This is a genomic window from Microbacterium sp. NPDC057741, assembly GCF_042798735.1.
In the GTDB taxonomy this organism is placed as follows: Bacteria; Actinomycetota; Actinomycetes; order Actinomycetales; family Microbacteriaceae; genus Microbacterium.
In genome coordinates, this window is the sequence record NZ_JBHVJW010000001.1 from 153,421 (window position 1) to 167,148 (window position 13,728).

Below are 13,728 nucleotides of genomic sequence, written 5' to 3' on the forward strand. Positions count from 1 at the left end.
CCGGTGAAAGGCTTCTACCCGTGCAGGTTCTCGAGTTCGTGCTGCAGGTGCTGCTGGGCATCAGCAGCGTTCTGCTGACTCTTCTCATCCTTCTCCACAAGGGCCGCGGTGGCGGTCTGTCCGACATGTTCGGCGGCGGTATGACCGCGGCCGTCGGCTCGTCGGGCCTTGCGGAGCGCAACCTCAACCGGTTCACGATCGTGCTGGCCCTGGTGTGGTTCATCTCGATCGTCGGGCTCGGCCTCATCACGAAGGTCGGGGTGGTCTGATGGCCACCGGTGGCAACGCGATCCGCGGTACCCGCGTCGGCTCAGGCCCGATGGGGGAGCAGGACCACGGCTATCACGCCGACCGCATCGCGGTCTCGTACTGGGACGGCCTCGGCAACGAGACCGTGCGGTACTTCGCGGCGGGCCTGCCCGAGGAGGAGATCCCGGACATCATCGACCACCCGCACACCGGTCTCCCGGCAGGGCGCGACAAGCAGAACCCGCCGGAGCTGGCCAAGGCCGAGCCGTACAAGACGCACCTCGCCTACGTGAAGGAGCGCCGTACCGACGAGGAGGCCGAGCAGCTTCTCGACGACGCGCTGACGCAGCTGCGCGAGCGCCGCGGTCAGTAGTCCGCTTGCTGCAGAACCCCGGGACCTGAGGTTCCGGGGTTCTGTGCGTTCAGGGCCGGGTGCTCAGCGGCAGGTCTTCGCTGCCTGCAGCATGCTCTTCGGCGGCATGCCGTAGTTGTCCGCGCCCGCAGGATACGCGTCGTAGCCCCAGCTCATCGCCCAGGCGGTGGCCCACTGCTCGTTCGCCTGCTCGTTCTCCCAGTCGAACTTCTCATAGCACTTCGCCGAGATCGAGTGCCCGACCTCGTGTGCGACGAGTGCGCGGGTCCACTCCGCAGGCCAGTAGCGCGCGATGGAGTTCGTGAGCGTGATGTGGGAGGTGCCGCCGTCGTTCGCGTCCCAGGTCGCCGTGCCGGCGCCCGACTGACCGGCACCCTGACCGAGCAGCCGATCGGTCCAGACGAACTCGAGCAGCACGCCACCCGAGATCGACCGCGCGTACGCCTCGATCTTGCGGCGCGTGTCGTACAGCGGGCCGGCCTTGGCAGCCAGCTCCGTTGTGGCAGATGCCCGCACTGCAGTGACCGCCTTGTCCAAGCGGAGCATGCTCGCGGAGGCGTTCTCGTCCAGGCGGTCGCCTGAGTTCTTCACCTCGTCGTCGGCCTTGCGCAGCTCGATGATCGGAGCGAAGCGCGAGTCGACCGACGCCTTCTCGATCGCCGGGACGGCGGCCTGCGCGGCGTCGAGGATGCGGCCGCCGAGCGCATCGACGTCGCCGACTTCGTCGTCGAGCGACCGTGCGGCGTCGTCCTGCGCGGCGGTGCGGTCCTCGAGCGCCGAGGCGCGCTCGCCCAGGTCGGATGCCTGACCGAACAGCTCCCAGGGCATCACCGGCTTCTTCGCGGGCTCACGCGGGATGGAGAGCCCGATCCGCTCGGCTTCCGCACGATGCTTCGAAAGTCCTTCGGCCGCTTCCGACAGCGCGGCCCTGTCGTCGGCTCCGAGGAGCTCGGGGGTGCTGACACCGTCCAGCGCTCGCGCGGCTGCGGTGCGCTCGTCTGCACTGTCCATGGTGGCGATCAGCGTCGCCGTCGCCGGAGCGGCGGCGACGCGCGCATGGAGGAATGTCTCCTCCGCGTCGTCGTAGGAGAGATTCGCCCACAGCTGCACTCCGGCGACGGTCAGGGCCGTGATGACCACGGCGCCGGAGATCCACAGCCAGGTGCGCCGTCGCGACCGAGCGGCGGGCTCCGCCACGGGAAGCGGCGGCGGCTCGGGGAGCCCCGGCTCCGCGGAATCCGGCACGAACTCGTCCATGGCGAGATCATCCCACGCCTATCAGACTGATGGTCGCTTCATTCGGCCGTGGCACGCTTGTCTCGTTGGGTCTAGCCCACGGGAATTCGCTGCGTGGACCTCAAAGCTGGAATGAGCTTCCGGACTTCCTGTAGTACCCAATCTGCGTCGCTACGCGCGATCGATTCAAACCATCCATGGGCCGCGTCGTTTCGGAAGCTAAGAATTCTTTCGACTGTACGAAGCTGCCCGATCGAAATGAGCTCTTCGCTCCGGAGCAGTGTCGCATAAGTGCTGATAGTCGGGTCCTTCTTCGTGATGACGAGACCGTGAGACATCGACACCTCACGCAGGACCCGTTCGAGCGTTGCGCCTGCCATCATGACAGCAGTCGCAGGCTGCTGATAGCGATCGAGCAGCAAGTTCTCCGATTGCAGCAGAAGTTGCGAGTCGGCGGATAGGCGCGCCTCGACCATGTTCCCCAACCGGACTGAAGAGTGTTCACGAAACGGAAGGTCGACGTTGCGGAGGAACTCGTTGAGTCGACGTGGATCGCCGTCCGCCGCAGAACGGACAACACTGACGTAAGAGAATCGGTTCTCCACAGCAAGGCGACGCAGAGCGTAGGTCAGCGTGAGAGTCGTAACAGCGAACGGCACTCCTGCACGTGTTCCGGCGCGCCTGACAACCTGATTCACGTAAGACGCGGCGACCTGTTGCTTGCCGTCGCGGCCGGGTATCAAGAGCCCCGATCGTCGATCGCCGAGCTCGGTTCGAAGCTCTCGCGTCAATAGTTCCGGGATGACAACGTACCCAAGATCGAATGAGTGCTGACGCCGCGGTATCTCGATAAACGTCATTTCGCTACGCTCGCGGAGATCTTCGATGGTTGCAACGCGAATTTCATCGCGTCGCATAGCACAGATTCCTAGCAGGCCAACGATGACTCGTTCGCGTCCCGATGTAACATCCCACATTCTGCACAGTTCATCAAAGGTCAACACATTCCTGAACGCCATTGGGTACTGGCCGAGGTCGACATTTAACGCAGAATTTGTCCCCACGACTTCAGACTGCACGAGGAAGTCGTAAAAGCGACGCACGGCCTTGAAGCGAGACCTTACCGTGTGATCTGCCAGACGCCGATCGATGAGGTGGCGTCGGAAATAGAGAAATTCCAGCTTGGTGGCAGACTCCGGGTCGACCGAGCCCGCTTGACACCAGTCAAGGTAGTTGCGTAGCGCAAGATCATAGGCCTCCCGCGTTCCTCTAGCGAAGGCACGATGATGGAGAAACTCCTGGACGAGCCCATCCCATCTGGTTCTATCCATGTTCGTGAGCATAACTGCCGCGTGCCGTGCGCCAAGCTTGACGCGAACGAGCGCTCCGAGGGTTTGAGCCGGTGTTCTTGACGATGGGCCAGCCGGCGCGCCGCTCGGTGAGCTAGTGGGCCACAAGAAGCACGGGCTGCTCATCCACTTCGTCGCGTTGACCGGCCTACGCGTGGCGCAGTTCGCAGGGCTACGGGTGTAGGACGTAATCCTTGGGGCAGGCCGCATCGAGGTGCGGCGGAGGTACATGCGGATCACTAAAGAATGGACATTAGGCAACGCCCAAGTCCTAGCGCTCGATCGACGACGAGCCGATTATCCATAGTGCTCTGGCGATGGAGTTGAGGAAGCACCTGCTGGCGCATCCGGATAGTGGGAATCCTGACGCGCTCTTCCGGCCGGGACGCCACTCCAAGTGCCACGTCCAGGACTACACATGTCCAGTCAGCATCGGCGCGCTGCTCTGCTTCGCGCCACGCCCTGCCGCCAAGCTCGTTAAGTTGCCCCGGGGGTCCACCTGAAGGGCCTCCGCTACATCCATGCATCTCTGATCCTCGCAGCGGGAGCCAAGCCCTCTCAGGGCAGTCGGCGGATCGGGTACGCGTCCGTAACCACGACGGACATGACTCATGGAGCTTTGCGCCCGTGGACTACACCGAGCGCGCAGATCAATTCGAGGCCTTTGCCGCGCAGGTGTGACCGCAGCCGTCACTGCCAAGATTGCGATATGGATGGATGGGATGACGTTCTTGGGGCGCTGATCGCGCCGGTGGCGGCTCTGGCTGGCGCGCTTGGCGGGGTCTGGCTCACTAATCGACATGCTGAGCGCACAGACAGGCGTAAGCAAGTCCGTGACGATCGTGCGGGCGCGAGAGATCTCGTGTTCACCTTCGTGCAGTCGGGGCAGGACTGGGCGCAGCAGGTCGTAGCGAGCACCGTGCTCTCCGTCGCCGCATCCAGAGACGGTGGCTCCTTGGCTGACGAAAGGGTCAGGGAGAACATGGAGACTTACGGACGGGTACGGCTTGCGCACATCCAAGCAAGTGCGAAGCTCCGCATGTTCGTCCGGGACGCCGCATTGCAGCCGAGCATCAAGGCGCTTCGCGAGCGTATGGAGGCTGCGACAAGCGTGATGTCACCGATTCATGCTCTGCTGCACTCGGGGCAGACTGCCCAAATGACGTCGGAGCAACTCAATGCCCTGTTTGATTATGCGGAGGAATACAAGCGCGAGCTTGCGGCTTTCGAAGAGGCCGTCGCCCCGTTGGTCGGAGTTAACATCTCGCGTTCGCGCAGGGAGTGAAATCCCATGGACGGCGGAACGCCCGTCCTGCCTCAGATCGAGGAGATGGGCGTTCTTGGATTTGGAGGGGCTGACGAGAATCGAACTCGCGTCATCTGTTTGGAAGACAGAGGCTTTACCATTAAGCTACAGCCCCGAAGTGGACGGTTTCCCGCCAACGTCGGTATTAAGTTCTTTTGCCACTCCTGGCGGCCGACCCGGTTGAGCTACATCCCCGGACCGGCTTCACAAGCATAGCGGACGGATCGAGTGCTCCCGTCCGTTAGACTCGTGGAGGCCGTTCCCGCGTGTGCGGGTGTTACCGGGGCGTAGCTCAGCTTGGTAGAGCGCCCGCTTTGGGAGCGGGAGGTCGCAGGTTCAAATCCTGTCGCCCCGACCACGGCCCCCGATACTCACGGCCGCGCCTTGGGCGCGGAAATCACAAGGAGAACGAACCAGCATGGCCAACAGCACCGTCGAGAAGCTGTCCCCGACCCGGGTCAAGCTCACGATCACGGTCACCCCCGAGGACCTCAAGCCCAGCATCGAGCACGCCTACGAGCACATCGCTCAGGACGTGCAGATCCCCGGCTTCCGCAAGGGCAAGGTCCCCGCGCCGATCATCGACCAGCGCATCGGCCGCGGCGCGGTCATCGAGCACGCCGTGAACGAGGCGCTCGACCGCTTCTTCCGCGAGGCCGCTGCAGAGCACGAGGTCCGCGTCGTGGGTCGCCCCTCGGCCGACATCACCCAGTGGCCGAACGAGAAGGACTTCTCCGGCGACCTGCTGGTCGACGTCGAGGTCGACGTGCGCCCCGAGATCGAGCTGCCCGACCTGTCCGGCATCACCGTGACCGTCGACGCCGTCGAGACCGATGACGCCGCCGTCGACGCCGAGCTCGACCGCCTGCGCAGCCGCTTCGGCACGCTGATCCCCGTGGACCGCCCGGCCGCCAACGGCGACTTCGTCGACCTCGACCTCGTCGCGACGATCGACGGCACCGAGATCGACCGCGCCGACGGCGTCTCCTACGAGATCGGCTCCGGCGAGCTGCTCGAGGGCATCGACGAGGCCATCGACTCCCTCACCGCTGGTGAGGACACCACCTTCCGCTCGAAGCTGGTCGGCGGCGACCGCGCCGGCGAGGAGGCCGAGGTCTCCGTCAGCGTCAAGGCCGTCAAGGAGCGCGAGCTGCCCGAGGCCGACGACGACTTCGCCCAGATGGCGAGCGAGTTCGACACCATCGCCGAGCTGCGTGACAGCCTCGTCGAGCGCGTCTCCGAGCAGGGCCTGTTCACGCAGGGCTCCGCCGCTCGCGACCAGCTCATCGAGACGCTGCTCGAGCAGATCGAGATCCCGGTCCCGGCACAGCTCATCGAGGATGAGGTGCACAACCACCTCGAGTCCGAGGGTCGCCTCGAGGACGACGAGCACCGCGCCGAGGTCGCCGAGGCCAGCGAGAAGCAGTTCCGGACGCAGGTGCTGCTCGACACCATCGCCGAGGGCTCCAACGTGCAGGTGTCGCAGGAGGAGCTCAGCCAGTACCTCGTCCAGTCCGCCGCGCAGTACGGCATGGCTCCGCAGGAGTTCGTCGAGGCGCTGCAGGCAGGCAACCAGCTTCCCGCCCTGGTCGGCGAGGTCGCCCGCAACAAGGCACTGGCCCTCGCCCTCGGCAAGGTCTCGGTCGTGGACAGCAACGGCAAGGCCGTCGACCTGACCCCGGTCATCGGCGACGACTCCGACGAGGACGCCGCCGACGAGGCTGCTGCCGAGGAGAAGCCGGCCAAGAAGGCTCCGGCCAAGAAGGCTCCCGCCAAGAAGGCTGCGGAGAAGTCGGACGACGCCGAGGCCCCCGCCAAGAAGGCGCCCGCGAAGAAGACTGCCGCGAAGAAGGCCGACGAGGCCGAGGCCGCTGAGAAGCCCGCCCCGAAGACCCGCGCCGCCAAGAAGGCCGCGGAGAAGAAGGACGAGGCCGAGAAGGCCGAGTGAGCTCACACGGATCGTGACGAGAGGCGGATGCTGCGGCATCCGCCTCTCGCGTATCCGGCGCGTTGATATGCCGACGGCGAACAGTGCCTTCGTGCCGCGTCGTCGCCGGTAGATTCGAATCACCGAACACGGAAACAGGAGCTGAAATGGCTGAACCCCTGGTCGCGACGAGTGTCTTCGACAGGCTGCTGAAGGACCGCATCATCTGGCTGGGCTCGGAGGTGCGCGACGAGAACGCGAACGAGATCTGCGCGAAGATCCTCCTTCTCGCCGCTGAGGACCCCGAGAAGGACATCTACCTCTACATCAACTCGCCCGGTGGCTCGATCACCGCGGGCATGGCGATCTACGACACCATGCAGTTCGTGCCGAACGACATCGTGACCGTCGGCATCGGCATGGCCGCATCGATGGGCCAGCTGCTGCTCACCAGCGGCACCAAGGGCAAGCGCTACATCACGCCGAACGCGCGCGTGCTGCTGCACCAGCCGCACGGCGGCTTCGGCGGCACGGCCAGCGACATCCAGACGCAGGCGCAGCTCATCCTGTCGATGAAACAGCGTCTCGCCGAGATCACCGCGGGCCAGACCGGCAAGTCGGTCGAGCAGATCAACGAGGACGGGGACCGAGACCGCTGGTTCACCGCCGACGAGGCGCTCGCGTACGGCTTCGTCGACCACATCCGCGAGCACGCCAGTGACGTGCACGGCGGTGGCGGCACCGGCGCAGACGGCTCGGACAAGTAAGGCAGGACGACACACATGTACACACCCACGTTCCGCTCCGCGGGCAACCTGCCGTCCAGCCGCTACGTGCTCCCGCAGTTCGAGGAGCGCACCGCCTACGGCTTCAAGCGCCAGGACCCCTACAACAAGCTGTTCGAAGACCGCGTGATCTTCCTCGGCGTGCAGGTCGACGACGCCTCGGCCGACGACGTCATGGCGCAGCTGCTCGTCCTGGAGAGCCAGGACTCCGAGCGCGACATCACCATGTACATCAACTCGCCCGGCGGCTCGTTCACCGCGATGACGGCGATCTACGACACCATGCAGTACGTGGCGCCGCAGATCCAGACCGTCGTGCTGGGCCAGGCGGCGTCCGCGGCATCCGTGCTGCTGGCCGCCGGCGCCCCCGGCAAGCGTCTCGCGCTGCCCAACGCCCGCGTGCTCATGCACCAGCCGGCGATGGGTGAGGCCGGTCAGGGACAGGCCTCCGACATCGAGATCCAGGCCGCCGAGATCCTGCGCATGCGCACCTGGCTCGAGGAGACCATGGCCAAGCACACCGGCCAGGAGGTCTCGAAGGTCAACCGCGACATCGACCGCGACAACATCCTCTCGGCCGCGCAGGCCAAGGAGTACGGCATCGTCGACCAGGTGCTCACCAGCCGCAAGCGCGCCTGAGTCATCCGTTCGCAGGGGCGGTCCGGGTTTCCCGGGCCGCCCTTTCGCGTCCCGCCCGCGGATGGAATTCGCAGCCCGCCGTTTGACGATTGCGATGCGTTCTCCATCCCTGCCCACCTGCCGCGGATGGAGAACGCGTCGCGGGGTGCCGGGGGAGCAGCCCATTCCATCCGCGGGCGGCCCGCGCGATCGCAGCGAGCGGGCGCTGGTCGTCTGCGCTCCCTCGGATGCGCATGTCCGCGGCGCCGGCTGCGCATATGAGCAAGCGCATGCGCATGACGAGCATCCTGCGTATTCTGGTGACAGGAAGGGAGGATGCCGTGGACGACGAGCTGCTCATGGTCCGTGTCGCCGAACTGACCTATGACGAGGGCAAGACGCAGGACGAGGTCGGTGCGCTGCTGGGCATCTCCCGATGGAAGGCCGGTCGCCTGCTCGTGCAGGCCCGCGAACGTGGCATCGTGCGCATCGAGATCGTGCACCCGCGCGCCAGGCGCCTCGGACTGGAGCGCGAGCTGCGCGAGCGGTTCGGCCTGACCGACGCGATCGTCGCTCCGGCATCCGACGGCCAGGAGCTCGAGCGGGTGGCGCAGGCCGCCGCCGACTACCTCGCCGCTCTCCGCCCGGTGCCGCGCACTCTCGCGGTGAGCTGGGGTCGCACCTTGACGGCGGTCGCCGAGGCCCTGCCCGAGGGCTGGACCCGAGGTGTCACCGTCCTGCAGGCCAACGGGGGAGTGACCGTCAACCGGCGCTCAGGCAACGCCGCATCCCTGGCGTCGACCATCGCCCAGCGGGGCGGCGGCCACGCCGTGCTGCTGCCGAGCCCCGCCATCCTCGAGCGCGTCGAGACCAAGCAGGCCATCGAGGCCGACCGCACCGTCGGCGGCATCCTCGAGCAGGCCGCGCACGCGCAGACCTACCTCTTCACCGCCGGCGCCTGCGACCCGGCGTCCGCCCACGTCGAGAACGGCTACCTGAGCGAAGACGACATCGCCGAGCTCTCCCGGCGCGGCGCCGTCGGCGACGTGCTGGGCCGCTACATCGACGCCGACGGCAACATCGTCGACCCGCAGCTGGACGAGCGGACTGTGGGTATCGGCCTCGATCGGCTGCGCGCGGCCGACCGCGCCATCTTCGTCTCAGCGGGAGCGACGAAGCACGACATCGCGCGTACAGTCGTCAGCACCGGGCTGTGCACCGTGCTGGTGACCGATGAGACCACTGCCCGAACCCTCTTGGAGGAGAAGTGACGACTACTGAAATCAGCCGCCGCACGGCCGTCGACGTGCTGGGCGCCGAGCCGGACGACGCGACCCTGCGGCGCTTCCTGCACGGCCTGCCGGGCGTCGACGCCGTCGGCCTGGAGCAGCGCGCGGCGGGCCTCGCGACCCGCTCGATCAAGACGACGTCGAAGGCCTGGGCGCTCGACAAGATCATCTCGCTGATCGACCTGACGACGCTCGAGGGTGCCGACACCGCGGGCAAGGTGCGCTCCCTCGTCGCCAAGGCGAAGACGCCGGATGCGGCAGACCCGAGCACTCCGCGCGTGGCCGCTGTCTGCGTGTACGGCGACATGGTGCCGCACGCGATCGAGGCCCTCGGGAGCGCGCACGGGGACCCCGACGACGGACTGGTCTCGGTCGCCGCCGTCGCGACCGCCTTCCCGTCCGGGCGCGCGTCGATGGACGTCAAGCTCGCCGATACCGCGGACGCGGTCGCGAACGGCGCCGACGAGATCGACATGGTGATCGACCGCGGTGCGTTCCTCTCCGGACACTACGGGCTGGTGTTCGACCAGATCGCCCGGGTCAAGGAGGCCTGCCGCCGCCCCGACGGAACATACGCCTCGCTGAAGGTCATCATGGAGACCGGAGAGCTGAACACCTACGACAACATCAAGCGCGCGTCGTGGCTGTCGATCCTCGCCGGCGGCGACTTCATCAAGACCTCCACAGGCAAGGTGCAGCCGGCCGCCACGCTGCCCACCACGCTGCTCATGCTCGAGACCGTGCGCGACTGGCACCGTGCGACCGGCGAGAAGATCGGTGTGAAGCCCGCCGGCGGCATCCGCTCGTCGAAGGACGCCGTGCGCTACCTCGTCACCGTCGCGGAGACCGCGGGTGAGGAGTGGCTGCAGCCGCACCTGTTCCGCTTCGGCGCATCCAGCCTGCTCAACGACGTGCTGCTGCAGCGTCAGAAGCTCACCACCGGCCACTACTCCGGCCCCGACTACGTCACCATCGACTGACCGAGGATCTGAATATGTCATTCCTGGAATACGCTCCGGCGCCCGAGTCGAAGGCGATCCTGAACCTGCGCGACAGCTACGGGCTGTTCATCGACGGTGAGTTCACCGACGGCGGCGGCAAGAGCTTCACCACGATCTCTCCGGCCGACGAGAGCCGAATCGCCGAGATCGCCTCCGCCGACGAGCACGACATCGATCGCGCCGTCGCGGCAGCCCGCCGCGCCTACGAGAAGACCTGGTCGAAGATGAGCGGACGAGACAGGGGCAAGTACCTGTTCCGCATCGCCCGCCTCGTGCAGGAGCGCGCCCGCGAGCTGGCCGTTGCCGAGAGCCTCGACAACGGCAAGCCGATCAAGGAGAGCCGCGACGTCGACGTGCCGCTCGTGGCCTCCTGGTTCTTCTACTACGCAGGCTGGGCGGACAAGCTGGACTACGCCGGCCTCGGGGCGAACCCGAAGGCGCTCGGCGTCGCGGGCCAGATCATCCCGTGGAACTTCCCGCTGCTCATGCTGGCCTGGAAGCTCGCGCCGGCACTGGCTGCGGGCAACACGGTCGTGCTGAAGCCGGCGGAGACCACTCCGCTGACCGCGCTGATCTTCGCCGAGATCCTGCAGCAGGCCGACCTGCCTGCCGGCGTGGTTAACATCGTCACCGGCGCCGGCGCCACCGGCGCAACACTGGTGCGGCATCCGGACGTCGACAAGGTCGCCTTCACCGGGTCGACCGGTGTCGGCCGCGACATCGCCAAGGCGGTCGCCGGCACGCACAAGAAGGTGACACTGGAGCTGGGCGGCAAGGCCGCCAACATCGTGTTCGACGACGCGCCGATCGATCAGGCCGTCGAGGGCATCGTGAACGGCATCTTCTTCAACCAGGGCCACGTGTGCTGCGCAGGCAGCCGACTGCTGGTGCAGGAGTCCATCCACGACGAGGTCATCGACCGGCTCAAGTACAGGCTGTCCACGCTGCGGCTGGGCGACCCGCTGGACAAGAACACCGACATCGGTGCGATCAACTCCGCCGCCCAGCTGGCCCGCATCCGCGAGCTGAGCGACATCGGCGAGGCGGAGGGCGCCGAGCGCTGGAGCGCGGACTGCGTCATCCCCGAGAAGGGCTTCTGGTTCGCACCGACGATCTTCACCGGCGTCGAGGCCTCGCACCGCATCGCCCGCGACGAGGTGTTCGGCCCGGTGCTGTCGGTGCTCACCTTCCGCACCCCGGCCGAGGCGATCGCCAAGGCCAACAACACGCCGTACGGACTCTCCGCCGGCATCTGGAGCGACAAGGGATCCCGCATCCTCGCCGTGGCCGACCGCCTGCGCGCCGGTGTGGTGTGGGCGAACACCTTCAACCGCTTCGACCCGGCCAGCCCGTTCGGCGGCTACAAGGAGTCGGGATACGGCCGCGAGGGCGGCAGGCACGGACTGACCGCGTACCTGAAGGGAGCAGCGGCATGAGCAAGCGGCTGACGATTCCGAAGACCTACAAGCTGGCCATCGGCGGTGCGTTCCCGCGCAGCGAGTCCGGGCGCACCTATGAGGTCGTGTCGGTGAAGGGCGACTTCCTCGCGAACGCCGCGAAGGCGTCTCGCAAGGACGCCAGGGATGCCGTTGTCGCCGCGCGTGCGGCGGTGAAGGGCTGGTCGGGAGCGACCGCGTACAACCGCGGTCAGGTGCTGTACCGGGTGGCCGAGATCCTCGAGGGGCGCCGCGCCCAGTTCGTGGACGAGATCGCCGCACAGGAGGGCGTCACGGCCGCCGCCGCGGGCGCTCAGGTCGATGCCGCGATCGACCTGTGGGTCTGGTACGCGGGCTGGTGCGACAAGTACGCGCAGGTCGCGGGCAACGCGAATCCCGTGGCAGGCCCGTACTTCAACATCTCCGTCCCCGAGCCGACCGGCGTGGTGGCGATCGTCGCGCCGCAGGACACCGCGCTGCTCGGGCTGGTCTCGGTGCTCGCGCCGGCGCTCGTCACCGGCAACAGCGTCGTGGTGATCGCGAGCGAGCGGCATCCGCTCTCGGCGATCAGCCTCGCCGAGGTGCTCGCGACGAGTGACGTGCCCGGCGGCGTGGTCAATGTGCTGACCGGTTCGCCGGCGGAGGTCGCCCCGTGGCTGGCCTCGCACGCCGACGTGAACGCGATCGATCTGGCGGGCGCCGGCGAGCTGAACTGGATCGACCTCGAGATCGATGCGGCCGAGACGCTCAAGCGCGTGCTCTCGCCGGTGCCGGGGACGGATGCCGTGGGCGCATCTCTCGAGCGGATCACGGCGTTCGTCGAGACGAAGACGGTCTGGCACACCAAGTCGATGGTGTGAGCCGACGAACGGCGGCCCGGGAGATGCCTCCCGGGCCGCCGTCGTGTGTCAGGCGAGTAGCCGCGTCGCACGCAGCGCGGCGTAGAGCTCGGCCGCGTCTGCGGGGACCGACACCGAGCGGCCGGTGAGCTCCGCGATGCGGCCCAGCCGGTAACCGACCGTGTTGCGGTGGCAGTGCAGCCGGGCGGCGGCTTCGGCGGTCGAGCCGTCCGCGGCGAACCAGGTCTCAAGAGTGCCGAGGAGCAGGTCGCCGTCTGCGTGTGCGCGCACCGCGCCGAGCACCTGGTCGGCGAGCTCTTCGGCGGCCGCGATTCCGGAGGTCAGCAGCACGTCCAAGGGAGCGCTGTCGTAGGTGTGCACCCCGGTCACCCTTCGGGGAAGGCAGGCCAGCGCGAGTCTGGCCTGATCCAGGGCCCGCGCGCCGGCGGCGATCTCGGTGAACGCGCGGCTGATCCCGGCCCGTGAAGCCGCGACGGCGGCAACGACGCGCTCGACATCCGCGGCATCCTGGTCCGCGGCGAGCGCGATCACGCCGACGTGCTCCGTGCTCCACACCGTCCAGGCGGAGGCGAGGCCCCGCTGACGTAGGCGCTGCTCGACGCCGGGCAGCGGATCCGCCCCGCTGTGCGTGCGCTCGGCCGCCACCACCGTGTACCTCGCCCCCTCCGGCAGGCCGAGAGCGCGCAGCGCCGCGCCGGCGTCCCGTGCCGGCGTGTGCTCGTCGAGGAGTGCGAGCATCAGCACCCCGCGACGGTTCTCATCGCGGCGGTCGCGGGCATCCACGACGTCGCGGTAGGCGTCGGCGGCGGCGTTCGAGAAACGGTCGATGATGCCCCAGACGTCCGAGGACGCGCGCAGCAGCAGTTCGGTGCGATCGGTCGACACAGACAGGTCGACCACCAGTTCCCAGAGCGTGATGCCCGCGATCCGGTACGCGTGCAGCAGGCCCTCGAGCGGCACTGAGTGCTCCGCCTTCTCGCGACCGGCCTCGCGGGCGGCATCCAGCGACTCCTCGCCCCCGGACATCGCCTGCAGCAGGGCATCCACATTGATCGCGACCAGGTGTCGCAGCAGTTCGGCAGAGATCTGTGCGCCGACGTACGCGTCCTCCTCGGCGAGGATCTGCTCGAGGATGCGGTCTGTGATCCCATCGGCCGAGCCCACAAGGCCGGCGAAGAGAGCGGATGCTCCGGGGAAGGCGAGAACAGCGGCGTTCGTCATAGGGGACAGGGTACCTCGCGATCCCACCCACGTATTGTGCTGGCGCACAATACGTGGGTGGCAGGTCGGGGCGCACGC

The 13,728-nt window shown here is 67.3% G+C and carries 13 protein-coding genes and 2 tRNA genes; 11 read left to right on the plus strand and 4 right to left on the minus strand.

Going from position 1 to position 13,728, the window contains the following annotated elements:
• The first annotated feature begins 20 nt into the window (after positions 1 to 20).
• Together secG and ACFVDO_RS00750 are read left to right on the plus strand one after the other, a co-directional pair.
• On the plus strand, positions 21 to 269 hold the full coding sequence (gene secG, locus ACFVDO_RS00745) for a preprotein translocase subunit SecG (RefSeq protein ID WP_378858446.1): 249 nt from the start codon (positions 21 to 23) through the stop codon (positions 267 to 269).
• The gene (locus tag ACFVDO_RS00750; RefSeq protein ID WP_116242969.1) at positions 269 to 622 is read left to right on the plus strand and encodes an RNA polymerase-binding protein RbpA; all 354 of its coding nucleotides are present in this window, start codon (positions 269 to 271) and stop codon (positions 620 to 622) included. The genes secG and ACFVDO_RS00750 overlap by 1 nt, the downstream gene beginning before the upstream one ends.
• A gap of 63 nt (positions 623 to 685) precedes the next feature.
• Here ACFVDO_RS00750 and ACFVDO_RS00755 read toward each other — a convergent pair whose 3' ends face one another.
• Both ACFVDO_RS00755 and ACFVDO_RS00760 read right to left on the minus strand, forming a co-directional pair.
• Positions 686 to 1,879 (minus strand): hypothetical protein, encoded by a 1,194-nt coding sequence (locus ACFVDO_RS00755; RefSeq protein WP_378858447.1) that lies wholly within the window; start codon positions 1,877 to 1,879, stop codon positions 686 to 688.
• A 71-nt stretch (positions 1,880 to 1,950) separates the two neighbouring features.
• Complete coding sequence (locus ACFVDO_RS00760; protein WP_378858448.1) at positions 1,951 to 3,189, minus strand: tyrosine-type recombinase/integrase; 1,239 nt, start codon at positions 3,187 to 3,189, stop codon at positions 1,951 to 1,953.
• Positions 3,190 to 3,916: 727 nt separating this feature from the next.
• Between ACFVDO_RS00760 and ACFVDO_RS00765 the strand changes: the two genes are divergently transcribed.
• The gene (locus ACFVDO_RS00765) at positions 3,917 to 4,492 is read left to right on the plus strand and encodes a hypothetical protein (RefSeq protein WP_378858449.1); all 576 of its coding nucleotides are present in this window, start codon (positions 3,917 to 3,919) and stop codon (positions 4,490 to 4,492) included.
• Between the two features lie 62 nt (positions 4,493 to 4,554).
• On the opposite strand, the gene ACFVDO_RS00770 is transcribed toward ACFVDO_RS00765, so the two are convergent.
• Positions 4,555 to 4,628 (minus strand) — tRNA-Gly (locus ACFVDO_RS00770).
• A 166-nt stretch (positions 4,629 to 4,794) separates the two neighbouring features.
• Here ACFVDO_RS00770 and ACFVDO_RS00775 point away from each other — a divergent pair.
• From ACFVDO_RS00775 to ACFVDO_RS00810, 8 genes are all read left to right on the plus strand, one after another.
• Positions 4,795 to 4,871, plus strand: a tRNA-Pro gene (locus tag ACFVDO_RS00775).
• Between the two features lie 60 nt (positions 4,872 to 4,931).
• Positions 4,932 to 6,461 (plus strand): trigger factor, encoded by a 1,530-nt coding sequence (gene tig / locus ACFVDO_RS00780; protein ID WP_378858450.1) that lies wholly within the window; start codon positions 4,932 to 4,934, stop codon positions 6,459 to 6,461.
• 146 nt (positions 6,462 to 6,607) lie between these two features.
• Positions 6,608 to 7,207 carry an ATP-dependent Clp protease proteolytic subunit gene (locus tag ACFVDO_RS00785; protein WP_378858451.1) on the plus strand — a complete coding sequence of 200 codons (600 nt, stop codon included), beginning with the start codon at positions 6,608 to 6,610 and terminating at the stop codon, positions 7,205 to 7,207.
• Positions 7,208 to 7,222: 15 nt separating this feature from the next.
• A complete protein-coding gene (locus tag ACFVDO_RS00790) occupies positions 7,223 to 7,864 on the plus strand; it encodes an ATP-dependent Clp protease proteolytic subunit (protein WP_378858452.1) in 642 nt (213 codons plus the stop codon).
• Between the two features lie 269 nt (positions 7,865 to 8,133).
• Positions 8,134 to 9,114: a sugar-binding transcriptional regulator gene (locus ACFVDO_RS00795; protein WP_378858453.1), complete on the plus strand. Its 981-nt coding sequence runs from the start codon at positions 8,134 to 8,136 to the stop codon at positions 9,112 to 9,114.
• Positions 9,111 to 10,112: a deoxyribose-phosphate aldolase gene (gene deoC / locus ACFVDO_RS00800; protein WP_378858454.1), complete on the plus strand. Its 1,002-nt coding sequence runs from the start codon at positions 9,111 to 9,113 to the stop codon at positions 10,110 to 10,112. Before ACFVDO_RS00795 ends, deoC begins: the two co-directional genes overlap by 4 nt.
• 14 nt (positions 10,113 to 10,126) lie before the next feature.
• Entirely contained in the window at positions 10,127 to 11,569 is a 1,443-nt protein-coding gene (locus tag ACFVDO_RS00805) for an aldehyde dehydrogenase family protein (protein WP_378858455.1), read from the plus strand.
• Positions 11,566 to 12,429, plus strand: a complete 864-nt coding sequence (locus tag ACFVDO_RS00810) for an aldehyde dehydrogenase family protein (RefSeq protein ID WP_378858456.1) — start codon at positions 11,566 to 11,568, stop codon at positions 12,427 to 12,429. The genes ACFVDO_RS00805 and ACFVDO_RS00810 overlap by 4 nt, the downstream gene beginning before the upstream one ends.
• Positions 12,430 to 12,477: 48 nt before the next feature.
• Here ACFVDO_RS00810 and ACFVDO_RS00815 read toward each other — a convergent pair whose 3' ends face one another.
• Positions 12,478 to 13,650, minus strand: coding sequence for a PucR family transcriptional regulator (locus ACFVDO_RS00815; protein WP_378859390.1), 1,173 nt, complete (start codon positions 13,648 to 13,650; stop codon positions 12,478 to 12,480).
• Between the last annotated feature and the right edge of the window lie 78 nt (positions 13,651 to 13,728).

What these genes read in the sequence shown, in the direction of transcription:
- ACFVDO_RS00810 (WP_378858456.1), top strand. Translation starts at nt 11,566, where the DNA reads ATGAGCAAGCGGCTGACGATTCCGAAGACCTACAAGCTGGCCATCGGC.
- ACFVDO_RS00805 (WP_378858455.1), top strand. Translation starts at nt 10,127, where the DNA reads ATGTCATTCCTGGAATACGCTCCGGCGCCCGAGTCGAAGGCGATCCTG.
- ACFVDO_RS00755 (WP_378858447.1), bottom strand. Translation starts at nt 1,879, where the DNA reads ATGGACGAGTTCGTGCCGGATTCCGCGGAGCCGGGGCTCCCCGAGCCG.
- ACFVDO_RS00795 (WP_378858453.1), top strand. Translation starts at nt 8,134, where the DNA reads ATGCGCATGACGAGCATCCTGCGTATTCTGGTGACAGGAAGGGAGGAT.
- ACFVDO_RS00815 (WP_378859390.1), bottom strand. Translation starts at nt 13,650, where the DNA reads ATGACGAACGCCGCTGTTCTCGCCTTCCCCGGAGCATCCGCTCTCTTC.
- ACFVDO_RS00750 (WP_116242969.1), top strand. Translation starts at nt 269, where the DNA reads ATGGCCACCGGTGGCAACGCGATCCGCGGTACCCGCGTCGGCTCAGGC.
- ACFVDO_RS00785 (WP_378858451.1), top strand. Translation starts at nt 6,608, where the DNA reads ATGGCTGAACCCCTGGTCGCGACGAGTGTCTTCGACAGGCTGCTGAAG.
- ACFVDO_RS00765 (WP_378858449.1), top strand. Translation starts at nt 3,917, where the DNA reads ATGGATGGATGGGATGACGTTCTTGGGGCGCTGATCGCGCCGGTGGCG.
- ACFVDO_RS00760 (WP_378858448.1), bottom strand. Translation starts at nt 3,189, where the DNA reads ATGGATAGAACCAGATGGGATGGGCTCGTCCAGGAGTTTCTCCATCAT.
- ACFVDO_RS00790 (WP_378858452.1), top strand. Translation starts at nt 7,223, where the DNA reads ATGTACACACCCACGTTCCGCTCCGCGGGCAACCTGCCGTCCAGCCGC.
- tig (WP_378858450.1), top strand. Translation starts at nt 4,932, where the DNA reads ATGGCCAACAGCACCGTCGAGAAGCTGTCCCCGACCCGGGTCAAGCTC.